Below are 25,346 nucleotides of genomic sequence, written 5' to 3'. Positions count from 1 at the left end.
ACGAGGGAAAGGGTACGGGCCCGGCCGGTCACTCGGGGAGGTGGTCGAGGCGCCGCAGGATGACGCCCTCGCGCAGCGCCCACGGGCAGATCTCCACCGCCCCGACACCGAGCAGGTCCATCGCCGCCTCCGCCACCAGCGCCCCGGCCAGCAGCTGCGCGGCCCGCGACGGCGACACCCCGGGCAGCTCGCGGCGCTGCTCGACGGTCATCCCGGCCAGCTTCGGCACCCACGCCTCGAGTGACGCACGGCTCAGCAGGCGCTGCGCGTACAGCCCCTCGCCGGAACCCGGCGCCCCGGCGATCCGGGCCAGCTGCTTGAACGTCTTGGACGTGGCGACGACGTGGTCCGGCGGCCCGAACCGGGCGAACTCGCCGACCGTCCGCGCTATCTCCGCGCGCACGTGGCGGCGCAGCGCGCGCACGTCGGCCGGGTCCGGCGGGTCGCCGGGCAGCCAGCCGGCGGTGAGCCGCCCTGCGCCGAGCGGCAGGGACGCGGCCGTGTCGGGCTCCTCGTCGATGCCGTACGCGATCTCCAGCGAGCCGCCGCCGATGTCGAGGAGCAGCAGCTTGCCCGCCGACCAGCCGAACCAGCGACGGGCGGCGAGGAACGTCAGCCGGGCCTCCTCCTCACCGGTGAGCACCTGGAGGGTCACCCCCGTCTCGGCCTTCACGCGCGCGAGGACGGCGTCCGCGTTGGCGGCGTCGCGGACGGCGGAGGTGGCGAAGGGCAGGACGGCCTCGCAGCCCTTCTCCTCCGCCGTGTGCAGGGCGTCCCGCACGACGGCGACCAGCCGGTCGATGCCGGGGGCGCCGATCGCGCCGTCCGCGTCGAGCAGTTCGGCGAGGCGCAGCTCCACCTTGTGCGAGTGGGCGGGCAGCGGGCAGGCGCCCGGATGGGCGTCCATGACCAGCAGGTGCACCGTGTTCGAACCGACGTCGAGGACTCCGAGTCTCATGGCAGCACGCTACTGCTCCCGCGCTCCGGGCTGCCCCTACGCTGGAAGGGTGCCAAAGACGAAGAAGGCCAAGCCGGGCAAAACGGGATCCGGCAGCAAGAAGCGCGACGCCCTGGCGGGGGCCGGGCCCGCCGTCCCGGCGGTCTCCGGTGCGCCTGCCGTGACCTCCGGGGTTCCCGCGGCGCTGGTGGAGCCTGTGGTGGCGGAGGTCCCCGGGGCTCCCGACATGGCGGGGGTGCACGGGACGCCCGAGGCGCCCGAGGCTCTGGAGGTGCCCAAGGCTCCGGAGGACGACGAGAAGGGCCTGGACTTCCCGCGCGCGTGGGTGGAGTTCCCCGACCCGGCCGACGAGGACCAAGTCTTCCGCTGCGACCTGACCTGGCTGACGTCCCGCTGGACGTGCGTCTTCGGCAGCGGCTGCCAGGGCATCCAGGCCGGCCGCGCCGCCGACGGCTGCTGCACGCTGGGCGCGCACTTCTCCGACGAGGACGACGAGAAGCGCGTCGCCGGGCACGTGGCGCGGCTGACGCCGCAGCTGTGGCAGTTCCACGACGAGGGCGTCTCGTCCGGGTGGGTGCAGCTCGACGAGGACGGTGAGCGCCAGACCCGCCGCTGGGAGGGCTCCTGCATCTTCCAGAACCGCCCCGGCTTCGCGGGCGGCGCCGGGTGCGCGCTCCACATCCTGGCCCTGCGGGAGGGCCGCGAGCCGCTGGAGACCAAGCCGGACGTGTGCTGGCAGCTGCCGGTGCGGCGGACGTACGACTGGATCGAGCGACCGGACGACACCAAGGTGCTCCAGGTGTCGATCGGCGAGTACGACCGCCGGGGCTGGGGCCCCGGCGGCCACGACCTGCACTGGTGGTGCACCTCCGCGACCTCGGCGCACGGGGCGGGCGAGCCGGTCTACGTCACGTACCGGCCGGAGCTGACGGAGCTGATGGGCGAGGCCGCCTACGACGTGCTGGCCGGGCTGTGCGAGGCCCGGCTCGCGTCGGCGCTGCCCCTGGTGGCCCCGCACCCGGCGGACCCGGTCCGCGCGGACCAGGGGTAGGAGGCGGGTGGCCCCGTAGCCGGCGCCGTCAGGGGCCGGGGACGCCGTCAGGGGCCGTCAGGGGCCGGGGGCTCCGACGCGGGCGGCTCCGTCGCGGGCGGCGGGGTCGGCGACGGGGCGGGCGGCTCGGACGGCGGTGGCTGCGTCGCCGGGGGCGGCTCGCTCGACGGGGGCGGCGGGGTCGGCGACGGGGCGGGCGGCGTGTCCGGCGGCGGCGCGGGCCGGGACGGCGGACGGGGCCGCGCGGAGGTGCCGGGGCGGTCGTCGGGGCCGTACCCGGTGAGCGAGACGACGGCGCCCGACGGGTGCACGTGGATGCGCGCGCTCCACGGGCCGCGCGGCTCGCGGGCGCGGTCCACGGAGACGTACACCTTCACCGACGCGCCCGGCTCCAGCGCGCCGGACGTGCGGCTCGCGTACAACCAGGGGGCGTCCGTCCACAGCGACCAGTCGACGCGGCCGCCGGTCGCGGTGAGCGTCAGCAGCGTCGCCGTGCCGTACGGCTGGGCGGTGACCGCGACCCGGCCCGGCCCGACGCGACCGGACAGGGCGGGCGACGGGGCCGAGCCGCCGCCCACCACCTCGACCGAGACGTCCGGTGCCTGGCGGCGCGTGCGGAAGCCGGGGTCGGCCTGCGCGCTGCCCGCGTTCGCGTAGTGGCGGTCGCCCGCCGGGGCGCCCGTCTCGTCCGTGGCGCTGAACGCCTGGTCGCCGCGGCCCTCGTCGCCCGCCGTGTCACTCCGGTACGCGGCCCACAGCGCGAGGACGGGCGCCGCGATGACCGTGGCCACGACGGTGGTCGTCACCGCGCGCGCCCGCATCCGGTCGCGCCGCGCCGCCTGGTCCTTGGGGTCGAGGGGGAAGCCGTCCCGTCCGAAGCGCGGGCCCGCGGAGCGCGTCCTGGGGGCGTGCAGCATCGCGGCGCGCGCCGCCGGGCGGGGGGCCGGCACGAGCGGGAGGGTGGCCGGGGTCACCGTGGAGCCGGGCCAGGGTCCGGCGGCCTCGGCGCGTTCGGCCGTACGGCGGCACCGCGGGCAGTCGTCCACGTGCCGGACCAGCTCCCGCCGCAGGGCGGCCGACAGCAGGACGCGGTGGTCGCCGGTGAGCCGCGCGACGGCGGGGCAGGTGCCGTTCTCCACGACGGACAGGGCGGCGCGGGTGCGCTCCACCTCGCACGCGGCGGCCGACAGCAGCTCGCGGGCGGCCTGCGGGGCCATCCCGAGGACGGCGGCGACCTCGGCGTGGCCCAGCTGGTGCCGCACCGCCAGCTCCAGGGCCTCCCGCTGCTCCGGGGTGGTCCCGGCCGCCTCGGGCCAGGCGAGGAGGGCCAGCTCGTCGCGGTGGCGGTCGGTGGTACCGGTGGTACCGGTGGTTCCGGTGCTACCGGCGATTCCGGAGGTACCAGAGGTACCGGTGCGGTCGGGGCTCGGGGCGATTCCGGTGGTCCCGGTGCGGTCGGGGCGGTCGGGGCGGTCGGGGCGGTCGGGGCCTGGGGTGGTACCGGGTCCGGCGGCGGTGGGCGGGGGACCGGTGGGCTCGGTGCCGCCGGGAGGTACCGGGTCGACGGCGGCCGTCGGCCGGTGCGCGGACGGGGCGGGCGCGGGCCGGCGCGGGCCGGGGGCGCGCGGAGGGGTCCCCGCGCCCGGCGGGGTGGCGCCGGAGGCGTACGGGGCGGCGCCCGGAGCCGTCCGCGGGGCCGTTCCCAGGGGGCCGCTCTCCGGGTCCGCGGGCGCCTCCGGGGCGTGCGCCGCTGCCGGCGCGCCGTACGGGAGGGCCGGGCGCCGGGCGTGCGCGCCGGGCCGGGCGCGCCGCCGCCGGGCCAGCTCGCGCAGGCAGGCCCAGCGGGCGAGCGCGTACAGCCACGCCCTGGCGAGCGCGGGGTCGGCGGGGCAGCGCCCCTGCTGGCGCTCGGCCACGGCCAGGGCCTCGCCCAGCACGGCGACGGCCGCGTCGTGGTCGCACAGCACGGAGAGGCAGTAGGTGAAGAGGCCGTCGAGGTGCCGCTCGTACCGTGCGGGCGGGGGCGGCGCGACCGTCCGGGGCCCGCTCCGGGGCGCGCGGCGCCGCGCCCGGTGTGCGCCGGTGGTGTTCGTAGGGTGCTCCAGCCTGCTGCTCGTCACCCGGCGACCGTAGGGCGACCGAGGCACACTCCTCTTACCCCTTCCGCACTTTTAAGCCTTATGGGTGAACGTATCCCTCGAAAGAGGACAGGGGAACTTGCCAATGGCCGGTGGCGGCCCCTAAGGAACGGCGGGGACGGGCCCGGTACCGCGGGGCGGGGCGCCGATGCTCCTGTCGCTGTCAGTGCGGGCCGTTACGGTGGGCCGCATGGCTGCCCGTACGAAATCGACCAAGGACCGGCCGTCCTACCGCTGCACCGAGTGCGGCTGGACGACCGCCAAGTGGCTCGGCCGCTGCCCCGAGTGCCAGGCGTGGGGGACGGTGGAGGAGTACGGCGGCGCGCCCGCCGTCCGCACCACGGCGGCCGGGCCGGTCTCGACGGCCGCGGTGCCGATCGCCCAGGTCGACGGACGGCGGGCGACGGCCCGTTCGACGGGCGTGGACGAGCTGGACCGGGTGCTGGGCGGGGGGCTCGTGCCCGGCGCCGTGGTGCTGCTCGCGGGCGAGCCCGGCGTGGGGAAGTCGACGCTGCTGCTGGACGTGGCCGCCAAGGCCGCGAGCGGCGACCACCCGACGCTGTACGTGACGGGCGAGGAGTCGGCGAGCCAGGTGCGGCTGCGGGCCGACCGGATCGGCGCGCTTCACGACCATCTGTACCTCGCGGCGGAGACGGACCTGTCGGCGGTGCTCGGCCACCTGGACGCCGTCAAGCCGTCCCTGCTGATCCTCGACTCCGTCCAGACGGTGGCCTCCCCCGAGATCGACGGTGCGCCGGGCGGCATGGCGCAGGTGCGGGAGGTCGCCGGGGCGCTGATCCGGGCGTCCAAGGAGCGCGGCATGGCCACGCTGCTCGTCGGCCACGTCACGAAGGACGGCGCCATCGCGGGCCCCCGGCTGCTGGAGCACCTGGTCGACGTGGTGCTGCACTTCGAGGGCGACCGGCACGCGCGGCTGCGCCTCGTGCGCGGCGTGAAGAACAGGTACGGGGCGACCGACGAGGTGGGCTGCTTCGAGCTGCACGACGAGGGCATCACGGGCCTGGCCGACCCGAGCGGGCTCTTCCTGACCCGGCGCGCCGAGCCCGTGCCGGGCACCTGCCTGACGGTGACGCTGGAGGGGCGCCGGCCGCTGGTGGCGGAGGTGCAGGCGCTGACGGTGGACTCGCAGATCCCGTCGCCGCGGCGCACCACCTCCGGTCTGGAGACCTCCCGTGTGTCGATGATGCTCGCGGTGCTGGAGCAGCGCGGGCGGATCAGCGCCCTCGGCAAGCGGGACATCTACAGCGCGACGGTGGGCGGCGTCCGCCTGTCGGAGCCGGCCGCCGACCTGGCGGTCGCGCTGGCGCTGGCGTCGGCGGCGTCCGACACGCCGCTGCCGAAGAACCTGGTGGCGATCGGCGAGGTGGGCCTCGCCGGGGAGGTGCGGCGGGTGACGGGCGTGCAGCGGCGCCTCGCGGAGGCGCACCGGCTGGGCTTCACCCACGCGCTGGTGCCGACGGACCCGGGGAAGGTCCCGGCCGGGATGCGCGTGCTGGAGGTCGCGGACGTCGGCGAGGCCCTCCAGGTCCTCCCCCGCACGCGCCGGGGCTCCGCCCCCGCGGCGGCGGGGTAGCACCCACGGCGGCGGGGTAGCACCCACGGCCCCGGACCGGCGGGGCCTCCGGGCCCGGCCAGGCCCGGACCGGGCGGGGGTCCGGGGTCTGCGAGGCCCGGACGGGACGCGAGGCCCGGACGGACAGGCCGGACGGACAGGGCAGACGGACGGGGCGGACGGACAGAGCTGACGCGGCACGGAAGGCGGTGCGCCGGGGCGGCCGAGGAGGGCGCGCGGGGCGGGGTGCGGGGCGGAGGGCCCCGGGTGCGGGAATGCGACCGGCCGGTTACGGGGAGACGAAGGGGGGATTTGTCGGCGGAGCCACTGGTGCGGTGGGGGTCGCTAGACTTTGGGCTGGTCTCGCCCACCCGTACGAGCCGGAGGAGTGCAGTGGCAGCCAACGACCGGGCAACACCCGGAAAGTCGGGCGGAGGCTCCGGCAACGAAGCGCTGATGCGCGCGTCCCTCAGTGCGGTCGCCCCCGGCACGGCGCTGCGGGACGGACTGGAGCGCATCCTCCGCGGCAACACGGGCGGTCTGATCGTCCTCGGCATGGACAAGACGGTCGAGTCGATGTGCACCGGCGGTTTCGTGCTGAACGTCGAGTTCACCGCGACCCGTCTGCGCGAGCTGTGCAAGCTCGACGGCGCGCTCATCCTGGACAAGGACATCACCAAGATCCTGCGCGCCGGCGTCCAGCTCGTGCCCGACGCGTCCATCCCGACCGAGGAGACCGGCACACGGCACCGCACGGCGGACCGGGTGTCCAGGCAGTGCGGCTTCCCCGTGATCTCCGTGTCCCAGTCGATGCGGCTGATCGCCCTCTACGTGGACGGCGAGCGCCGCGTCCTGGAGGAGTCCGCCGCGATCCTGTCGCGGGCCAACCAGGCCCTCGCCACCCTGGAGCGGTACAAGCTGCGCCTGGACGAGGTGGCCGGGACGCTCTCCGCGCTGGAGATCGAGGACCTGGTGACCGTCCGGGACGTCACGGCCGTGGCGCAGCGGCTGGAGATGGTCCGCCGCATCGCCACGGAGATCGCGGAGTACGTGGTCGAGCTCGGCACCGACGGGCGCCTCCTCGCCCTCCAGCTGGACGAGCTGATCGCGGGCGTGGAGCCCGAGCGGGAGCTGGTGGTGCGGGACTACGTGCCCGAGCCGACCGCGAAGCGGTCCCGTACGGTCGCCGAGGCGCTGACCGAGCTGGACGCCCTGTCGCACGCCGAGCTGCTGGAGCTGCCGACGGTGGCCCGCGCCCTCGGCTACAGCGGCTCGCCCGAGACCCTCGACTCGGCCGTGTCGCCGCGCGGCTACCGCCTGCTGGCGAAGGTGCCGCGCCTGCCCGGCGCGATCATCGAGCGGCTCGTGGAGCACTTCGGCGGCCTGCAGAAGCTGCTGGCCGCGAGTGTGGACGACCTCCAGACCGTGGACGGCGTCGGCGAGGCCCGCGCCCGCAGCGTCCGCGAGGGCCTGTCCCGGCTGGCCGAGTCCTCGATCCTCGAACGCTACGTCTGACGGACCGGCGCGGCCCGGCCGGCGCCCCCGGCTCGGAATCGCCCGCCCGGCGGGGAGCCGCACGTCCGGTGCGGCCCGCCCTGCTCGGGACCGCACGCCCGGCTCGGAATCGCCCGCCCGGTGCGGGACCGCGCGGCCGGCCGGGCCGGTGCGGCCGTGTCAGTCCTTGGCCAGCGTGATGGACGAGCGCAGTACGCCCTTGACGCCCGGCACCGTGGCCTCCGCCAGATACGTGCCCGGCCCCGCCTCCCGCACCGGCGGCGTGGCGCACCGGGGCGCGCTGTGGCGGCGGTCCCACTCGATCGTGTAGGTGGCGGTGCCGCCGCCCGGCACGGCGACGTACACGCTGCCGGGGCCCTTCGGGCAGTCCTCGGACGACCAGATCTCGTCACCGGCCTCGTCACTGATCGTCAGGACGGCCGTGGCCGGTCCGAGGTCGGTCTTGCACCCGGCGCCGGAGCCGTTGCGCGCGGTCAGCCGGAAGCGCGGCTTCTCACCGGGGGCGTACGACACCTTGGTGCTGCTCAGCGTGAGCTGGAGCGCGCCCGGCGCGCAGTTCGGCAACGGCGAGTCGGCCGGGACCTGCTGGGTGGAGCCCGTACCGCCGCCCTGGCCGCCCGCGCCCGTGCCGGCTCCCGTGCCGGTTCCCGTACCCGCTGCCGCGCCGGAGCCCGTGCCCGCGACCGACCCGGCGGGATCCCCGCCCGTGCCGGCCCCCGGGCCCCCACCCGTACCGGAACCGGAGCCGCCCGTGCCGGAGCCGCCGGAAGCGGTACCGCCGGGGCCGCCGGAGGCGCCGGACTCGTCGCGCCCGCCGGGCTGCGAGCTGATGGCGGAGCCGGAGGGTGAGGGGCCCGGTGTGATGGACGGGGCGGGCGAGCCCGCGTTGGCACCGTCGGCCCCCGGCCGCCGTTCGCTGTCGCGGGAACTGACGAACCATACGATCAGCACGGCCAGCAGCGCGATCACGGTCGCGACGACCGCCCTCCGCCGCCAGTAGATGGAGGAGGGAAGCGGCCCGACCGGATTGCGCAGAGATCCCACGGCGAAAACTGTACGAGAGATCGCGGCCAACTCCCGCCCCACGCGCCGCCGATACGCCAAGTTTTACCGATGATCACATCTGTGTGGCCGGATTGCGAGGACCTTCCGGCGCGTCCTGGGCGGATGGCGCCGAACGGGTGGTTCCGGCGGCCGGGTACCGTCCCTGCGTATGAGTGAGGACCTCTATCGCACCGTCACCGACTACGCCCGGTCGACTCCGGCCTGGGTGCACGACTTCGCCGAGATCGGCACCGACGCGGGACTCCTGGTCTTCGGCGTGCTGTTCGTCGTCGCCTGGTGGCGGGCCCGGCCCGCCGACGGGCGGGCGGTGGCGATCGCCGCGCTCGCGCCGGTCGCCACCGCCTTCGGCTACGTCGTCAGCGAGACGCTGAAGTCGCTGGTGGACGAGGAACGGCCGTGCCGTGCCGTGGTGGGCGCCGCCGCGTCCATCGCGGAGTGCCCGCCGTACGGGGACTGGTCGTTCCCCAGCAACCACGCGGCCATCGCGGGAGCGTCCGCGATGGCGCTGGCGCTGGCGTGGCGGGTCATCGCGTGGCTGACGATGCCGCTGGCGGTCGTGATGGCGTTCTCGCGGGTCTTCGTGGGCGTGCACTACCCGCACGACGTGGCGGCGGGCGTCGTGCTGGGCGCGCTGGCGGTCGTCCTCTTCGTACGGTTGCTGACCGGTCCGACGCAGCGCCTGGTGGAGACCATGCGCCTGAGCGGCTCGGGCGCCGCGCGGTGGCTGGCGGGGCCGGGGCCCGACGTGGACCTGGCCGCGGCCGTCCCCCGGCAGCGCACCCGGTCGCGCGGCCGGCGCGCCGCCCCGCGCCGCACGGGCGGCCGCCGCAGGGTCTCCTGAGGCACGGGCGGCCGGTCCGGGGGCGGGAGCGCGGAATTCCGGCCCGGCCGTGTCAGGATCGAAGGGCCATGACTGCGACCGAGACTCCTGAAACGGCCCCCCTCGCCCCGGCCCCCCTCGACCCGCCCTCCCCCTGCCCGGCCTCCGCCCCGCCGGCTTCCGCCCGTCCCGCCTCCGCCGCACCGGCCCCGGACGCCCCCGCCTCCGCCACCCCGGCCCCGGCCCCGGGCGACACGGCCCCGGGCGAGCCGGCCCCGGCCGCCGCCCCGATGCCGAGTCCTGCCGAGGCGGCCCCGGCCGACCGGGCGCCGGTCGGCCCCGACCCGGGCGCCACCGCACCGGCCACCGCCCATCCGGCCCAGCGGCTGCACGCGCCCGTCCTCGCGTGGTTCGAGCAGCACGCGCGCGACCTGCCCTGGCGGCGCCCGGAGGCGGGCGCCTGGGGGGTGATGGTGAGCGAGTTCATGCTCCAGCAGACCCCCGTGAACCGGGTGCTGCCGGTGTACGAGCAGTGGATGGCCCGCTGGCCGCGTCCCGCCGCGCTGGCGGCCGAGGCGCCCGGCGAGGCGGTCCGCGCCTGGGGGCGGCTGGGCTACCCCCGCCGCGCCCTGCGGCTGCACGGCGCGGCCGTCGCCATAACGGAACGGCACGGCGGCGACGTACCCCACGACCACGCCCAGCTCCTGGCGCTGCCCGGGATCGGGGAGTACACGGCGGCGGCGGTGGCGTCGTTCGCGTACGGCAGGCGCCATCCGGTGCTGGACACGAACGTCCGCCGGGTGCTGGCCCGCGCGGTGACCGGCGTCCAGTACCCGCCGAACGCCACGACGGCCGCCGAGCGGCGCCTCGCCCGCGCCCTGCTGCCCGAGGACGAGGCCACGGCGGCCCGCTGGGCGGCGGCCTCCATGGAGCTGGGCGCGCTGGTCTGCACGGCGCGCGGCGAGGACTGCGCGCGCTGCCCCATCGCGCGGGCGTGCGCCTGGCGCCTCGCCGGCAAGCCCGCCCACGAGGGCCCGCCGCGGCGCGGGCAGACCTACGCGGGCACCGACCGGCAGGTGCGCGGCAAGCTGCTCGCCGTCCTGCGGGAGGCGACGGGCCCGGTGCCGCAGTCCGCGCTGGACGCCGTCTGGCACGACGCGGTCCAGCGGGCCCGCGCCCTGGACGGCCTCGTCGCGGACGGCCTGGTGGAACCGCTGGACGGCGCCCGCTACCGGCTCCCCTCCGCCTGAACCCGCCCCGCCCACGGGACCTGCGCCCGGCCCGCCCGCCCTCCGGGGCGGGCCCTCCGGGCCGGCAGCCCTCCGGGGCGGGCCCGCGGGCCCTCCGGACCGGCGCCCCGCGGGGCGCCGGTCCCGCGCCGTCACGGCGCTGGTCCCCGGAGGCCTGCCGCCGCCCGCCCTGCCGGAAGGCGGCCGGCCCCTCAGCGGGAACGCCTCAAGCCCCCCGGCCCAGACCGGCCCGCCCCGGCCCGTACCGGCAGCCCCGGTACCGCTCCCCGGCCGTCTCCCTCCGCACCCGCCGCCTCACGCACCGCCGCCCCCACCCGCCTGTTACACAACCGATGGGCAGCCGTGCGTCCGCCGAGGGGCGGACCGCACAGTGCCGTGACAACCGCTCCGTAGCTTCTCCTGTGTCAGCGCCGGAGGGCGGCCGAAAGGGCCGCCGGGCGCTGCGGGGACCACGGCATTTTCACGGGGAGACGGAGGCGGTTTCGGATGTCGCACGGCGAGGTGCTCGGATTCGAGGAGTACGTACGCACCCGGCAGGACGCCCTTCTGCGCAGCGCCCGGCGGCTCGTGCCGGACCCGGTCGACGCCCAGGACCTGCTCCAGACCGCCCTCGCCCGCACGTACGGCCGCTGGGACGGCATAGCGGACAAGTCCCTCGCCGACGCCTACCTGCGGCGCGTCATGATCAACACCCGGACCGAGTGGTGGCGCGCCCGCAAGCTGGAGGAGGTGCCCACCGAGCAGCTCCCCGACGCGTCCGTGGACGACGCGACCGAGCAGCACGCGGACCGTGCCCTGCTGATGGACGTGCTGAAGGTGCTGGCGCCCAAGCAGCGCAGCGTCGTCGTGCTGCGCCACTGGGAGCAGATGAGCACCGAGGAGACCGCCGCCGCGCTCGGCATGTCGACCGGTACGGTGAAGAGCACTCTGCACCGCGCGCTCGCCCGGCTCCGCCAGGAGCTGGAGAGCCGGGACCTCGACGCCCGCGCCCTGGACCGCACGGACCGCACCGCCCCCAGGGCCCGCGCCACCGGCTCGGACCGGACGGGCGCGTCCGGCCGGACGGCTACGCCCGGCCGCGCGGGCGCGGCGGACCGCACGGGCGCGGCGGACCGTCCCGGTCCGGCGCCGGACCGGCGGCGCGCCGGGCGCGGGGCGCGGGTGGTGGAACAGCGGCGGTACGGACGGGAGCAGGAGCGGTGCGCGGCCTGAGCGGCGAGGACGGGAACGGCGGCACCACGCCGCCGGAGCCCGGCGGTGGTACGGCGGCGGGGAGGGCGGCGGTGGCCGGGCTCGCCGCCGTCGGCGTGCTCGGGCTGCTGGCCACGGGCTGCTCCACCGGCGGCACCGGGGCCCGCGACGAGGGCGCGGTGCCGGCCGACCAGTCCGCGGTGTCGGGGCCGCCGACGCCCACCGCCTCGGCGTCGCCGGCGTTCCGCCGGGTCGACGTGGTCGCCCTGCTGAAGGACGACCCGAAGGTCGGCGACCAGGTGAAGCGGGACCTGAAGCCGTGTGCCGAGGACGCGTACCCGGTCGACACGTCGTACGGGAACCTCACCGGCACCGGTGTGGCCGACGTCGTGGTGAACGTGATGACCTGCGGTGACGCGGTCGGCGTGGGCACGTACGTGTACCGGGTGCGCGAGCAGCGGTACGAGAACGTCTTCGCGCTGGAGGAGCCGGCGGTCTACTCGGAGATCGACCGCGGCGACCTGGTCGTGACCAAGCAGGTGTACGCGAAGGGCGACCCGATCGCCTATCCGTCCGGCGAGGACGTGATCACGTACCGCTGGTCGTCGGACCGGTTCACCGAGCACTACGCGGTGCACAACGAGTACAGCAAGGCGGTCGAGGGCGGGGACATCAGCGGACCCGCGCCGACCGCGCCGAGCGAGAACTGAGGCCGGAAGTGGCGGCGGGCGCGGGAGGGCGCGGTATGGCGGAGACGCACGTCCTGTTCGTGGAGGACGACGACGTCATCCGGGAGGCCACGCAGCTGGCCCTGGAGCGGGACGGCTTCGCGGTCACGGCGATGCCGGACGGGCTGTCGGGGCTGGAGGCGTTCCGGGCGCGGCAGCCCGACATCGCCCTGCTGGACGTGATGCTGCCCGGGATGGACGGGGTCAGCCTGTGCCGCCGCATCCGCGACGAGTCGACGGTGCCGGTGATCATGCTGTCGGCGCGGGCCGACTCCATCGACGTGGTGCTGGGCCTGGAGGCGGGCGCCGACGACTACGTCACCAAGCCGTTCGACGGGGCCGTGCTGATGGCGCGGATCAGAGCCGTACTGCGGCGCTTCGAGAACGCGGGCGGCGCGGCGGGCGGCGACGCGGGCGAGCGGGGCGGGCGGGCCGAGCGCGGGCTGCTGGCCTTCGGGGACCTGGAGGTCGACACGGAGGGCATGGAGGTCCGCAGGGGCGGGGCGCCGGTCGCGCTGACGCCGACGGAGATGCGGCTGCTGCTGGAGTTCTCGTCGGCGCCGGGCACGGTGCTGTCGCGGGACAAGCTGCTGGAGCGGGTCTGGGACTACGGCTGGGGCGGTGACACGCGCGTGGTGGACGTCCACGTCCAGCGGCTGCGCGCCAAGATCGGCCAGGACCGGATCGAGACCGTCCGCGGCTTCGGATACAAGCTCAGGGCCTGACGCCGATGAGACAGCCCGCACTGCGGACGGGTGTGCGGTGGAAGATCTCGGTGGCCATCGCCGCCGTGGGCGCCCTGATCGCCGTCGCGCTCAGCTTGGTCGTCCACAACGCCGCCCGTGTGTCGATGCTCGACAACGCGCGCGAGGTGCAGATGGAGCGGCTGCTCTTCGCCCAGCGCGTCTACGAGTCGTCCAAGCCGAAGGAGCCCCGCTTCGGCACGAAGCTCAACGACCCCAAGCTGCCGCGCGAACTGGACCGCCTCGTGGAGCGCAGGCGCCGCGGCACCTACGTGGAGGAGCACGCGGCCGGCGCGCCCGACGTGTGGGCGGCCGTGCCGCTCGGCAACGGCGACGTGCTGTCGCTCCACACGCCCTTCGCGGACCGCAGCGCGACGGTGATGCGGCGGCTGGACGAGGCGCTGGTCGTCGGGTCGGTGTCGGTGGTGCTGGCCGGATCGGCGCTGGGCGTGCTGATCGGCGGCCAGCTCTCGCGGCGGCTGCGCAAGGCCGCCGCGGCAGCCGGGAAGGTCGCGCAGGGCAACACCGAGGTGCGGGTGCGGGACGCCATCGGCGGCGTCGTACGGGACGAGACGGACGAGCTGGCGCGGGCCGTGGACGCCCTGACGGACGCCCTCCAGGAGCGCATCGAGGCCGAGCGGCGGGTCACCGCGGACATCGCGCACGAGCTGCGCACCCCGGTCACGGGGCTGCTGACGGCCGCCGAACTGCTGCCGCCCGGCCGGCCGACGGAGCTGGTGCGGGACCGGGCGCGGGCCATGCGCACCCTGGTGGAGGACGTGCTGGAGGTGGCCCGGCTGGACAGCGCGTCGGAGCGGGCCGAGCTCCAGGAGATCGCGCTCGGCGAGTTCGTCGGCCGCCGGGTGGCGCTGCTGAACCCGGACGCGGAGGTGCGGGTCGTGCACGAGTCGTGGGTCAGCACCGACCCGCGGCGGCTGGAGCGGATCCTCGGCAACCTGCTGACCAACGCCGCCAAGTACGGCAGGCCGCCGGTCGAGGTGACCGTCGAGGGGCGGGTCCTGCGGGTGCGGGACCACGGGCCGGGGTTCCCCGAGGCGCTGCTGCGGGAGGGGCCGAGCCGGTTCCGCACGGGCGCCAGCGACCGGGGCCGTGCGGGTGCCGGGCACGGGCTGGGGCTGACCATCGCGGCGGGCCAGGCGCGGGTGCTGGGCGCGCGGCTCACCTTCCGGAACGCCGCGACGCCGGACGGCACCGCCCCGGAGGGGGGCGGTGCCATCGCGGTGCTGTGGCTGCCGGAGCACGCCCCGACGAACACGGGGAGCTTCCCGGTGCTCCACTTCCCCGACGCGGACTGATCCGTGACGGGCCGGGTGCGGTCCGTCAGAGGACGACGCCCTCGGCGCGCAGGAACGTCGCCGGGTTGAGGGAGGAGCCGTAGTTCGGCGTCGTGCGGATCTCGAAGTGCAGGTGCGGGCCGGAGGAGTTGCCGGTGTTGCCGGACTTGGCGATGAGCTGGCCGGTCTTCACCTTGGCGCCGGGCTTCACGCCGATCTTCGAGAGGTGCGCGTACTGCGAGTACGTGCCGTTCGGGTGCTTGATCACGATGGCGTTGCCGTACGCGGGGCCGTCGCCGCCGCCGTTGGGGCCGGCCTTGACGACGGTGCCGCCGTGGACGGCCTTCACCGGGGTGCCGACCGGGACGGCGAAGTCCTGGCCCGAGTGCTTGTTGGTCCACATGGCGCCGCCCTGGTTGTAGCCGGCGGTCAGCGTGTAGCCGGCCACGGGCTTGACCCAGGCGGCGGCCTTCGTGGCCTTCTTCGCGGCGGCGGCCTTCTTGGCGGCGGCCTTGACCGCGGCGGCCTTGGCGGCCTTCGCCTTGGCGGCCTGAGCGGCCTTGGCGGCGGCGGCCTGCTGGGCGGCCTGCGCCTGCGCCTGCGCCTGGGCGGCGACGGCGGCGGCGGTGTCCATGGCGAGCGGGGCCTTGGCCTCGGCCGCGACGGCCGACGCACCTGCTCCGAACACCGCGGTGACTCCGATGCCGGCGGCAGCGAGGGCGACGACGGCGTTACGGGTGGGGTGCTGGGCGCGCTGCGACATACGAGGTGAACCTCCGAGTGGGGGATGGGGGCGAGCCGGCGGCACGAGCGGCGTGCCGGGGCTTCGGTCATCCTTGGTACCGGCTTCTCCCGGCATGTCCCAAACGCCGTTTCTACGACAATCGGTCGTAGTGCCCGCTGTGTGACGCGGACACTTGACGGCTCGGACAGCACCGCCACCACCCCTGGGATATACACCCAAAACGGACACCGGCCCCGCATCTCCAAGGTGGGCGGGGCCTGTCGCCCCACAACGGAGCACATCGCGCCGCGCGACCCCGCACATCACCCCCGCGCACTATGACCCCGACCACCTCGCCGGAAGATCGATTCACCCCTTGGGTCACTATTGCGGGTAGTACGTCCGTATCGCCCTGTGCGCATCGTCACGGGGAAGCGGCCCGCCGTCTTCCTGCGGCGCCCTCGCTCCGGGATCCTTCGGCCATGAGACCCGTGACGCGCACCACGCAGACGCGCAAGTCATCGGCCGCCCGCGCCACCGCCCTCGGCCTCGCGGCGCTCCTCGCCTGGACCCTGCACGGCTTCACCGGCGCACCCGCCGGCGCCGGGCCCTCCGATACCGGCCTCAAGGGCGCCATCGACGAGATCCTCACCGACCCGCGCCTCGACGGAGCCGCCGCCGGGGTGGTCGTCGCCGACGCCGCGACCGGCGCCGTCCTCTACCGGCGCGACGGCGGCGACCGGCTGATGCCCGCCTCCAACACCAAGATCCCCACCTCCGTGGCGGCCATGGCCCTCCTCGGCCCCGACCACCGCTTCCGCACCGAGGTGCTGGCCACCGGCCGCCGCCACGCCGGCACCCTCCACGGCGACCTCTACCTGCGCGGCACCGGCGACCCCACCACGCTCGCCGCCGACTACGACCGGCTCGCCGCCCGCGTGGCCGCCGCCGGCATCCGCCACGTCACCGGCCGCCTCGTCGCCGACGACACCCGCTTCGACACCCGCCGGCTGGGCCGCTCCTGGGCGGCGGACGACGAGTCCTCGTACTACTCCGCGCAGATCTCCGCGCTCACCCTCGCCCCGGACACCGACTACGACTCCGGCACGGTCATCGTGGAGGCCGCCCCCGCCGCACCCGGCGCGCGCCCCACCGTCGCCCTCACCCCGCGCACCGGCTACGTACGCGTCGACAACCGCGCCACCACCGTCGCCGCCGGGCGCCCCGACACCCTCACCATCGAGCGCGCCCACGGCACCAACACCCTGGTGGTCCGCGGCGAGATCCCCGTCGGCGCCTCCCCCACCAAGGAGTGGGTCACCGTCGACGAGCCGACCGGCTACGCCACCGCCGTCTTCGCCGACGCCCTGGCCGCCCACGGCGTACGCGTCTGGGGCCCGACCCGGCTCGGCCTGCCCACCCCCGCCTCCGCCAAGCCGGTGGCCGCGCACGAGTCCATGCCGCTCAAGCAGCTCATGCACCCCTTCATGAAGCTCTCGAACAACATGCACGCCGAGGCCCTCACCAAGGCCGTCGGCCACCGCGTCTCGGGCCGCGGCACCTGGGAGGCGGGCCTGGAGGCCGTCGACGCGTACCTGGTGAAGGAGGGCGTCGACACCTCCGGGCTCCGCCAGGCCGACGGCTCCGGCCTCTCCCGGATGAACCTCATCCCCGCCCAGCGCCTCACCGACCTGCTGCTCGCCGTCCAGGACGCCCCCTGGTTCGCCGACTGGTACGCCTCCCTGCCCGTCGCCTGCGCCCCGGACCGCGCGGTCGGCGGCACGCTGCGGCGCCGCATGTGCGACACCCCGGCCGCGCTGAACGCCCGCGCCAAGACCGGCACCCTCACCGGCGCGTCGGCGCTCTCCGGGTACGTCGCGGACGCGGCCGGCCGCCGCCTCGTCTACAGCGTGGTGCTGAACAACCACCTGGCCGCGTCGGTCAAGGACATCGAGGACGCCGTCGTGGTGACCCTGGCCTCCTCGGACACCGCGGCCGGCGAGATCCGCCGCGCCGAACCGCGGCCGGGTCTCCGCGCCCCCGCCCCGGCCGCGTCCCTCCCGGCCGCCTCCCTGGAGTGCACCTGGCACAAGCCCGAGCCGACCTGCTGACGCCCCGGAACCGGACCCGAGGGACCTGCTGACGCCCCCGGAACCGGACCGAGGGACCTGCTGACGGGCCGGAACCGGACCGAGGGCCGGCCGGCCGCTCATCCGGGGCGACCGGGGCCGGGCGAGCCTGCCCGAACCACCGCCGGGGACGGGCCACCACCGGGGACGGGCCGCCGCCGGGGACGCCCCGGCGGCCACCGGCCACGGCCCGGGTACGCGAACGGGCCCGCCCCGAGACCATGGCAACGGTCTCGGGGCGGGCCCGTTCAGGCGCCGGCCGTCAGGCCTGCGGCGTCAGGCGTCCTTGGAGAGGTTCGGTCCGGGGCCGCCGGCCGCCTCGATGGGCGGCACGTCCGGCAGGGCCGACTTCTCCTCGCCGCGGAAGGTGAACTTCTTCTCCTCACCCTCGCCCTCGGTGTCCACGACCACGATGTGACCGGGGCGCAGCTCGCCGAAGAGGATCTTCTCCGACAGGATGTCCTCGATCTCGCGCTGGATCGTCCGGCGGAGCGGACGGGCACCCAGCACCGGGTCGTAGCCCCGCTTCGCCAGGAGGATCTTCGCGTCACCGCTGAGCTCGATGCCCATGTCGCGGTCCTTCAGACGCTCGTCCACCTTGGCGATCATCAGGTCGACGATCTGGATGATGTCTTCCTGGCTGAGCTGGTGGAAGACGACGGTGTCGTCGACACGGTTCAGGAACTCGGGGCGGAAGTGCTGCTTCAGCTCCTCGTTGACCTTCGCCTTCATCCGGTCGTAGCCGGTCTTGACGTCGCCCTGGGCGGCGAAGCCCAGGTTGAAGCCCTTGGAGATGTCCCGGGTCCCGAGGTTGGTCGTCATGATGATGACCGTGTTCTTGAAGTCCACGACCCGGCCCTGGGAGTCGGTCAGGCGACCGTCCTCCAGGATCTGGAGCAGGGAGTTGAAGATGTCGGGGTGGGCCTTCTCGACCTCGTCGAAGAGGACGACGGAGAACGGCTTGCGGCGCACCTTCTCGGTGAGCTGGCCGCCCTCCTCGTAGCCCACGTATCCGGGCGGGCTGCCGAAGAGGCGGGACACGGTGTGCTTCTCGCTGAACTCGGACATGTCGAGCGAGATCATCGCGTCCTCGTCGCCGAAGAGGAACTCGGCGAGCGTCTTGGACAGCTCGGTCTTACCGACACCGGACGGGCCGGCGAAGATGAACGAGCCACCGGGGCGCTTCGGGTCCTTGAGGCCGGCCCGCGTACGGCGGATGGCCTGCGACAGGGCCTTGATGGCGTCCTTCTGGCCGATGACGCGCTTGTGGAGCTCGTCCTCCATGCGGAGCAGACGGGAGGACTCCTCCTCCGTCAGCTTGAAGACCGGGATGCCGGTGGCGGTCGCCAGGACCTCGGCGATCAGCTCGCCGTCGACCTCGGCGACGACGTCCATGTCGCCGGCCTTCCACTCCTTCTCCCGCTTGGCCTTGGCGGCCAGGAGCTGCTTCTCCTTGTCGCGCAGCGACGCGGCCTTCTCGAAGTCCTGCGCGTCGATCGCGGACTCCTTCTCCCGGCGGACACCGGCGATCTTCTCGTCGAACTCGCGCAGGTCCGGCGGCGCGGTCATCCGGCGGATGCGCATCCGGGAGCCGGCCTCGTCGATGAGGTCGATCGCCTTGTCCGGCAGGAAGCGGTCGGAGATGTACCGGTCGGCCAGCGTGGCGGCCTGCACCAGCGCCTCGTCCGTGATGGACACGCGGTGGTGCGCCTCGTACCGGTCGCGCAGACCCTTGAGGATCTCGATCGTGTGCGGCAGGGACGGCTCGGCGACCTGGATCGGCTGGAAGCGGCGCTCCAGCGCGGCGTCCTTCTCCAGGTACTTGCGGTACTCGTCGAGCGTGGTGGCACCGATGGTCTGGAGCTCACCGCGGGCCAGCATCGGCTTCAGGATCGACGCGGCGTCGATGGCGCCCTCGGCGGCGCCCGCACCCACCAGGGTGTGGAGCTCGTCGATGAAGAGGATGATGTCGCCGCGCGTGCGGATCTCCTTGAGGACCTTCTTCAGGCGCTCCTCGAAGTCACCGCGGTAGCGGGAGCCGGCGACCAGCGCGCCGAGGTCCAGGGTGTAGAGGTGCTTGTCCTTGAGGGTCTCGGGCACCTCGCCCTTGACGATCGCCTGCGCCAGGCCCTCGACGACGGCGGTCTTGCCGACGCCGGGCTCGCCGATGAGGACCGGGTTGTTCTTCGTACGGCGGGACAGCACCTGCATGACCCGCTCGATCTCCTTCTCGCGCCCGATGACCGGGTCGAGCTTGGATTCGCGGGCGGCCTGGGTCAGATTCCGGCCGAACTGGTCGAGGACCAGGGACGTGGAGGGGGTGCCCTCGGCGGGACCGCCGGCGGTGGCGGCCTCCTTGCCCCCGGAGTAGCCGGAGAGCAGCTGGATGACCTGCTGCCGCACCCGGTTGAGATCGGCGCCCAGCTTCACGAGGACCTGGGCGGCGACGCCCTCGCCCTCGCGGATCAGACCCAGCAGGATGTGCTCGGTGCCGATGTAGTTGTGGCCGAGCTGAAGGGCCTCGCGGAGCGACAGCTCCAGCACCTTCTTGGCACGGGGCGTGAAGGGGATGTGCCCGGACGGGGCCTGCTGGCCCTGGCCGATGATCTCCTCCACCTGCTGGCGGACCGCCTCGAGCGAAATCCCGAGGCTCTCCAGGGCCTTAGCGGCGACACCCTCACCCTCGTGGATCAGGCCCAGGAGGATGTGCTCGGTGCCGATGTAGTTGTGGTTGAGCATCCGGGCTTCTTCCTGAGCCAGGACGACAACCCGCCGCGCGCGGTCGGTGAACCTCTCGAACATCGTTAATCGCTCCTCAGAGCGGTCAGGCAGTAAGGGGTCGGTCCCCTCCCTGTCCTTCCGCAGCTTAGTCCCGCAAGCGGGGACCGCTCATTCCAACTGCCGACACCCGTCGATGGCCTCCTGACCCCGAACGCCGACAACTGCTCCAACCCGATGGTGCGAGACGATGTTCCCGCAGGCCAGGCAGATACCCGTACCGGCAGTACGCCGATGGCGAACGTAAGACGTCCGCACCCGCGTGTCGCCCCTCCCCACTAGGGATGTCTTACCCGCAAGCGGTGACGGTCCATGCGGCGCACGCCCGTCCCCTCAGCTACGGGCGAACACCCTTGCGCCGCCGCCCGACCCCGCCCGCCTTCCTCTCGCACACCCACCGCGACCACCCCCGCACTCCACGTAACTTCCGGGGTGCGGGGGAAGTTCCCGGGGCATGGCCCTTCCCGTCCCCGCACCCCGCGCCCCGCTCGACGGGCGCCGTACGAACCGGCGGCGCCGTGCGGACGGATCGCCCGTCGCGCGCTGGTACGCGGAGGTGCTGGGCTGGGCCGCGGTCGACGGGCCGCCGGTGCGGCTGCCGACCGGGCTGCGCTTCGACGTCCTGGACCTCCCCGTCGCCGCCGGCCTCGCCGTGCTGCGGCGGGTGCGCGGCGACTGGCCGGTCGCGGTCGAGGGGCGGCGGATGCGCGTCCTGGTGGGGGCGGGCACCGCCGACGAGCTTCCCGGCCTGCTCGACTGGCTCGAGTGGGGCGGGGTCGCCCTGGACCTGGCCGCCTGGGGGGCGGGGTGCCGGATGACCGCCCCGGCTCCCCCGGGCTGGGACGCGGCGGGCGCGCCCGGCGCCCCGGTGTGGCTGCGGCCGCCCGATCCGGGCCGCGAGGTGGAGGCCACGCTCGCGGGGCTCACGGAGACCGGCGCCACCGCGTGCGCGGGGCTCTCGGGCGGCTCCGGGCTGGTACGGCTGGTGGCCGTGGCCGCGGCGGAGTGCCACCGGGCCCGGCTGCTGGCCGCCGCCCGCGCCGGGGGCGCTGCCCTCGGCTGACGGCGCCCGTGCCGGCGTGGTGCGCGCCCGGGGCTCCCGGCGGGGCCGCCCGGCGGAGGGCGGGCGTCGGGAGGCCGCCGCTCAGCGGTTGGCGTCCTCGTACGCCTGGCGGACCTCGGCCGGGACCCGGCCGCGGTCGTTCACCGGGTAGCCGTTCTCCTTGGCCCACGCGCGGATCTTCGCGGTGTCCGGGCTGCCGCTCGCGGCGGCGCGGCCCTTGCCGCGGCCGCCGGCCGTACGGCCGCCGGTGCGCCGGCCGCTCTTCGTGTACGGCTCCAGCACGGAACGCAGCTTCTCCGCGTTGGCGGTGGTGAGGTCGATCTCGTAGGTCTTGCCGTCCAGAGCGAACGTCACGGTCTCGTCCGCCTCGCCGCCGTCGAGGTCGTCGACAAGAAGGACCTGAACCTTCTGTGCCACCGGATTTCCTTTCATCGAAAAAGCAGTACGCGGAAAGGAAACCGCTTTTCTCAGGAAAACACAAACCCTCGGGACGGGTTCAGAACCGCGAGAACGCGGGAAACATACGCGATTCGGACATAGGGATCGCGTCCGGCGGCACGCTCACAGGTGCAGAAGCATCCGGCTGTTGCCCAAGGTGTTCGGCTTCACCCGTTCCAGGCCGAGGAACTCGGCGACGCCCTCGTCATAGGAACGCAGGAGCTCGCTGTAGACATCCCCGTCGACGGGCGTCTCGCCGATCTCGACGAAGCCGTGCTTGGCGAAGAAGTCCACTTCGAAGGTGAGGCAGAATACCCGGCGCACCCCGAGCCAGCGGGCGGTGTGCAGCAACTTGTCGAGCACCTGGTGGCCGACGCCGGCGCCCTTGAAGTCGGGATCGACGGCGAGAGTGCGGACTTCGGCGAGATCTTCCCACATCACATGCAGGGCGCCGCAACCCACTACGGCCGCGTCCTCGTCCCGTTCGGCGACCCAGAACTCCTGGATGTCCTCGTAAAGCGTCACCGTCGCTTTGTCGAGGAGGATGCCGCGCGCGACGTACGGATCGACGAGGCGGCGGACGGCCGGCACGTCGCTGGTGCGGGCCCGGCGGACGGTGACGGTTCTCGCCCGGTCGGCGGTGGGGGGTGTGGGGGCGGGGGCGGGGATGGCGGTGGGTGTGGGTGGGGGTGTGGGTGTCCGGGCGGGGGTGGGGGTGGGGGGTGGAGTGGGCGTGGGGGCGTGGGAGGGGGTGGGTGAGGTGGGGCCGGGGGTGGGTTCGGGGGTGGGGCCGGGGGTGGGGCCGGGGCCGGATGACGTGGGTGACATGGCTGGGAACGCTATCGCTCCGCGCCGCCCCGGCCGTTGCCGCCCTCGCGGGCCCGCTTCCCGCGGGTGGGCGGCGGGCCGGTGGCGGGGCCGGGGGGACCGGCGGGGCGGTCGGGCTCCACGGGCGGGGCGGATGTCGGTCGGGCGTTCGACTCCGGGGGCGCGGCGAGGACTCGGGGGGTGCTTTGCGGAGTCGTACCGGGGAAACCGTCGTCCGGGCTTTCCGCCGGGCGTTCGGCGTCGCTTTGCGGGCCCCCGGGCGTGGCGGCGGCGGGCGGGCGGCCTTGGCCCGTACCTTGCTCTCCGCTTTCGTCCGCGCGCGGAGTGCTGTCGTCCGGCGCGGTGCCTTCCGCGGGGGCATTCGGCGCTTCTCCGGCGGCGGGAGGCCGGCCTTTTCCGGGGGATTGGCGTTCCGCCGGGGCGGGGCCTTCCGGGGCTTCGGCAGTTTCGGGGGTGTCGCGTTGCACGATGCGGATCGCGTCGTTCAGCGCTTCCCGCTGCTCGGACGACATCATGCCGAAGAAGGCGACGAGAGCGGCGGCCGGGTTGTCGCTCTGCGACCACGCTTCGTTCATCAGTGCGGCGGAGTACGCGGCCCGCGTGGAGACCGCCGTATATCGATAGGCCCGGCCGACGACTTCCCGGCGGACCCAGCCCTTCTGGTGGAGATTGTCCAGCACGGTCATGACCGTGGTGTAGGCGATGGACCGTTCCCGCTGGAGGTCCTCCAGGACTTCCCGGACGGTGACCGGACGGTTCCATTGCCAGACGCGCGTCATCACGGCGTCCTCGAGGTCTCCCAATTGACGGGGCACAACGTCACCATAGTGGGGCCACTCGTGACGAACCGTTATTGACGGAGCAAAAAGGACGTACGGCGCTGATCACGCCGTACGTCCTCTGGGGCATGCTCCGGGGGCATGCTCGGGGGTGGCCATGCTCGGGGGCCACGCTCTGGGTCGCGGCACCGGGCCGTGGCCCTGCGGCCGTAGGCCGGGGCACGGCTCCGGCGGGCCCCGGTCGTGGGCCGCCGGGGCGGGGCCTCTGCCCGCCCGGGCCCGCGGGGGTGCGGGCGGGGGCTTCGGGTGCTCCGGGGGCCGGGCCCGATGGGCGTCAGGCCTTGCCGGGCTTCGGCGCACCCTCGGTCCGTGCGGCCTCGGCACGCGCGAACGCCGCGTCGACGGCCGCGTCCTCCTTGGACTTGTTCGGGCCGCCCTGGCTCTTGACGATCGTCACGATGACCACGGTGAAGAAGATGGCCATCACCACGGGCGGAAGGAGCGCGGATACGTAGTCCATGGCGTCCAGCGTAACTACCCCGCGACCCGTTTCTCCGACGGGGGCGGAGTCGGGCGGCGGCGCGGCGGGAAGACCTCGGACGGCTTGGGCACCGGGCGCCCCGCCGGCGCGGGCGCGGACGGCTTGGGCGGCTGGGGCCGCTTCGGCTCCTCGGCGCCGTCCCCGGCCCGCCCGCCCTGGAGGACGAGCAGACGGGTGCGGGGGGTGGCCGGGGCCGGGATGGCCGGAGCGACCGAAGCGACCGGGGCGGCTGGAGTGGCCGGCGCGGGTGCGGTCCGCGCCGCCGCGGGCGCCGGGACGGTGTGCGGTGCCGGGACGGCGTGCGCGGCCGGGGGTGCGGGGACAGCGTGCGCGGCCGGGGCGTGGCGGGCCGCCAGGCGGGCGCGTACGGACCGCTCGGCCAGTTCCTCGCAGCGCGCCAGAAGCGCGGCGGCCTCCCGCGCGCCGCGCAGCGAGCGCAGCGCCGCCAGGTCGGCGGGCACCGGGTCGTACCCGGCGGCGAGGGCGTCGCGGAGCAGGTCCAGGTAGCCGGGGGACGCACCGGGCAGGGCGGCCCGGTAGCGGGCCAGGTCGGCCAGGACGAAGGCCCTCATCCTGCCGCCTTCGCGGACCGCCTCGTCCACGGCACCGGCGAGGCGCAGACAGTCCCGCACGTCCTCGTCGGCGAGCTTGGTCGGGTGCAGGGCGTGGCCCAGGGCGCGTCGCAGCACACGCAGTTCGTCTGCGCTGAACGCCAGGCCGCCTCGGGATCCGTATGGCGTGGGCATAGTTCCGACAATACGGGCATAGCGGTCAAAGATGGTGCAGGAGCGGGGCCGGGCGCGTTCTGCTCCCGGCCCCGCTCCAGGGCCGCCGTTCCGTGGCTGCCGGCCGCGCTCCCGTGGCCGCCGCTGCCCGGCTTCCCGCCGGGCTCCGTGGCCCGCGGTTTCCCGCACCGGCGCTGCGTGCGCGTCACATGCGGGACACGTTCCGCTCGTAGACCAGGCGCAGGCCGATCAGGGTCAGCCACGGCTCGTGCTCGTCGATCAGCTTCGCCTCGCCCAGCACCATCGGCGCGAGCCCGCCCGTCGCGATGACCGTCACGTCGGACGGGTCGCCGTCCGGGCCGACCAGCTCCTGCCGCATGCGCTGGACGACCCCGTCGACCTGCCCGGCGAACCCGTAGATGATGCCCGACTGCATGGCCTCGACGGTGTTCTTGCCGATCACCCCGCGCGGGCGGGTCACCTCGATCTTGCGGAGCTGCGCGCCCCGGACGCCGAGCGCCTCGACGGAGATCTCGATACCGGGCGCGATGACCCCGCCGACGTACTCGCCGCGCGCGCTGACCGCGTCGAACGTCGTCGCCGTACCGAAGTCCACGACGATCGCCGGGCCTCCGTACAGCTCGACCGCCGCCGCCGAGTTGATGATCCGGTCGGCGCCGACCTCCTTGGGGTTGTCGGTCAGGACCGGCACGCCCGTCCGGATGCCGGGCTCGACCAGGACGGCGGGCACGTCGCCGTAGTAGCGGCGGGTGACCTCGCGCAGCTCGTGCAGCACGGACGGGACCGTCGAGCAGATCGCGATGCCCTCGATGCCGTCGCCCAGCTCCTCGCCGAGCAGCGGGTGCATGCCCATCAGGCCCTGGAGGACCACCGCCAGTTCGTCGGCGGTGCGGCGGGCGTCCGTGGAGATCCGCCAGTGCTCGACGATCTCCTCGCCGTCGAAGAGGCCGAGGACGGTGTGGGTGTTGCCGACGTCGATGGTGAGGAGCATCG

General features: G+C 74.9%; 21 protein-coding genes and 1 pseudogene. 11 read left to right on the top strand and 11 right to left on the bottom strand.

From position 1 onward, the window contains the following. Positions 1-28: 28 nt before the first annotated feature. Entirely contained in the window at positions 29-958 is a 930-nt protein-coding gene (locus tag CP974_RS17015; RefSeq protein WP_031136442.1) for a Ppx/GppA family phosphatase, read from the bottom strand. A gap of 226 nt (positions 959-1,184) precedes the next feature. Here CP974_RS17015 and CP974_RS17010 point away from each other — a divergent pair, with 226 nt between their 5' ends. Then, the gene (locus tag CP974_RS17010; RefSeq protein ID WP_223844577.1) at positions 1,185-2,009 is read left to right on the top strand and encodes a DUF3109 family protein; all 825 of its coding nucleotides are present in this window, start codon (positions 1,185-1,187) and stop codon (positions 2,007-2,009) included. A 47-nt stretch (positions 2,010-2,056) separates the two neighbouring features. Here CP974_RS17010 and CP974_RS17005 read toward each other — a convergent pair whose 3' ends face one another. Beyond that, positions 2,057-4,129: a sigma-70 region 4 domain-containing protein gene (locus CP974_RS17005; RefSeq protein ID WP_085921349.1), complete on the bottom strand. Its 2,073-nt coding sequence runs from the start codon at positions 4,127-4,129 to the stop codon at positions 2,057-2,059. Positions 4,130-4,337: 208 nt separating this feature from the next. Between CP974_RS17005 and radA the strand changes: the two genes are divergently transcribed. Both radA and disA read left to right on the top strand, forming a co-directional pair. Next, positions 4,338-5,741, top strand: a complete 1,404-nt coding sequence (gene radA, locus CP974_RS17000; RefSeq protein ID WP_031136171.1) for a DNA repair protein RadA — start codon at positions 4,338-4,340, stop codon at positions 5,739-5,741. 372 nt (positions 5,742-6,113) lie between these two features. After that, entirely contained in the window at positions 6,114-7,235 is a 1,122-nt protein-coding gene (gene disA / locus CP974_RS16995; protein WP_031136173.1) for a DNA integrity scanning diadenylate cyclase DisA, read from the top strand. Positions 7,236-7,394: 159 nt separating this feature from the next. Here disA and CP974_RS16990 read toward each other — a convergent pair whose 3' ends face one another. Then, complete coding sequence (locus CP974_RS16990) at positions 7,395-8,279, bottom strand: hypothetical protein (RefSeq protein ID WP_078915884.1); 885 nt, start codon at positions 8,277-8,279, stop codon at positions 7,395-7,397. Between the two features lie 169 nt (positions 8,280-8,448). Between CP974_RS16990 and CP974_RS16985 the strand changes: the two genes are divergently transcribed. From CP974_RS16985 to cseC, 6 genes are all read left to right on the top strand, one after another. Further along, positions 8,449-9,141, top strand: a complete 693-nt coding sequence (locus CP974_RS16985; protein WP_037939586.1) for a phosphatase PAP2 family protein — start codon at positions 8,449-8,451, stop codon at positions 9,139-9,141. A gap of 269 nt (positions 9,142-9,410) precedes the next feature. Next, positions 9,411-10,370, top strand: coding sequence for an HhH-GPD family protein (locus tag CP974_RS16980; protein ID WP_031133381.1), 960 nt, complete (start codon positions 9,411-9,413; stop codon positions 10,368-10,370). Between the two features lie 486 nt (positions 10,371-10,856). Then, positions 10,857-11,582 carry a SigE family RNA polymerase sigma factor gene (locus CP974_RS16975; RefSeq protein WP_223844574.1) on the top strand — a complete coding sequence of 242 codons (726 nt, stop codon included), beginning with the start codon at positions 10,857-10,859 and terminating at the stop codon, positions 11,580-11,582. Continuing rightward, positions 11,570-12,271 carry a hypothetical protein gene (locus CP974_RS16970; RefSeq protein WP_031133385.1) on the top strand — a complete coding sequence of 234 codons (702 nt, stop codon included), beginning with the start codon at positions 11,570-11,572 and terminating at the stop codon, positions 12,269-12,271. Before CP974_RS16975 ends, CP974_RS16970 begins: the two co-directional genes overlap by 13 nt. A 35-nt stretch (positions 12,272-12,306) precedes the next feature. Further along, positions 12,307-13,014: a two-component system response regulator CseB gene (cseB, locus tag CP974_RS16965; protein WP_031133387.1), complete on the top strand. Its 708-nt coding sequence runs from the start codon at positions 12,307-12,309 to the stop codon at positions 13,012-13,014. A gap of 5 nt (positions 13,015-13,019) precedes the next feature. Further along, positions 13,020-14,348 carry a two-component system sensor histidine kinase CseC gene (gene cseC, locus CP974_RS16960; protein ID WP_031133389.1) on the top strand — a complete coding sequence of 443 codons (1,329 nt, stop codon included), beginning with the start codon at positions 13,020-13,022 and terminating at the stop codon, positions 14,346-14,348. 25 nt (positions 14,349-14,373) lie between these two features. Here cseC and CP974_RS16955 read toward each other — a convergent pair whose 3' ends face one another. Then, positions 14,374-15,090, bottom strand: a complete 717-nt coding sequence (locus CP974_RS16955; protein ID WP_031133390.1) for a M23 family metallopeptidase — start codon at positions 15,088-15,090, stop codon at positions 14,374-14,376. 443 nt (positions 15,091-15,533) lie between these two features. Between CP974_RS16955 and dacB the strand changes: the two genes are divergently transcribed. Then, positions 15,534-17,162, top strand: a complete 1,629-nt coding sequence (gene dacB, locus CP974_RS16950) for a D-alanyl-D-alanine carboxypeptidase/D-alanyl-D-alanine endopeptidase (protein WP_051839645.1) — start codon at positions 15,534-15,536, stop codon at positions 17,160-17,162. Positions 17,163-17,456: 294 nt separating this feature from the next. On the opposite strand, the gene CP974_RS16945 is transcribed toward dacB, so the two are convergent. Beyond that, on the bottom strand, positions 17,457-19,982 hold the full coding sequence (locus tag CP974_RS16945; RefSeq protein WP_031133393.1) for an ATP-dependent Clp protease ATP-binding subunit: 2,526 nt from the start codon (positions 19,980-19,982) through the stop codon (positions 17,457-17,459). 430 nt (positions 19,983-20,412) lie between these two features. Here CP974_RS16945 and CP974_RS16935 point away from each other — a divergent pair, with 430 nt between their 5' ends. Continuing rightward, positions 20,413-21,021 (top strand): SCO3374 family protein, encoded by a 609-nt coding sequence (locus tag CP974_RS16935; protein WP_031133395.1) that lies wholly within the window; start codon positions 20,413-20,415, stop codon positions 21,019-21,021. An 81-nt stretch (positions 21,022-21,102) separates the two neighbouring features. On the opposite strand, the gene CP974_RS16930 is transcribed toward CP974_RS16935, so the two are convergent. The 6 genes and pseudogenes from CP974_RS16930 to CP974_RS16900 form a co-directional block, all read right to left on the bottom strand. After that, on the bottom strand, positions 21,103-21,438 hold the full coding sequence (locus CP974_RS16930) for a histone-like nucleoid-structuring protein Lsr2 (protein WP_031133396.1): 336 nt from the start codon (positions 21,436-21,438) through the stop codon (positions 21,103-21,105). 144 nt (positions 21,439-21,582) lie between these two features. Then, on the bottom strand, positions 21,583-22,128 hold the full coding sequence (locus tag CP974_RS16925) for an amino-acid N-acetyltransferase (RefSeq protein WP_079140563.1): 546 nt from the start codon (positions 22,126-22,128) through the stop codon (positions 21,583-21,585). 611 nt (positions 22,129-22,739) lie between these two features. Then, positions 22,740-23,102, bottom strand: a pseudogene (locus tag CP974_RS16915) (BlaI/MecI/CopY family transcriptional regulator); the annotation flags it as partial. A gap of 298 nt (positions 23,103-23,400) precedes the next feature. Beyond that, positions 23,401-23,586, bottom strand: a complete 186-nt coding sequence (locus CP974_RS16910; protein ID WP_031133521.1) for a hypothetical protein — start codon at positions 23,584-23,586, stop codon at positions 23,401-23,403. Positions 23,587-23,600: 14 nt separating this feature from the next. Beyond that, positions 23,601-24,353 carry a hypothetical protein gene (locus CP974_RS30310; RefSeq protein WP_174887796.1) on the bottom strand — a complete coding sequence of 251 codons (753 nt, stop codon included), beginning with the start codon at positions 24,351-24,353 and terminating at the stop codon, positions 23,601-23,603. A 184-nt stretch (positions 24,354-24,537) separates the two neighbouring features. Then, the gene (locus CP974_RS16900; protein WP_031133525.1) at positions 24,538-25,344 is read right to left on the bottom strand and encodes a type III pantothenate kinase; all 807 of its coding nucleotides are present in this window, start codon (positions 25,342-25,344) and stop codon (positions 24,538-24,540) included. Positions 25,345-25,346 lie beyond the last annotated feature (2 nt).

This window comes from Streptomyces fradiae ATCC 10745 = DSM 40063, from assembly GCF_008704425.1.
Classification (GTDB): Bacteria; Actinomycetota; Actinomycetes; order Streptomycetales; family Streptomycetaceae; genus Streptomyces; species Streptomyces fradiae.
The sequence above is the reverse complement of the archived record's forward strand: the minus strand, read 5'-3'. Positions and strand labels throughout refer to the sequence as shown.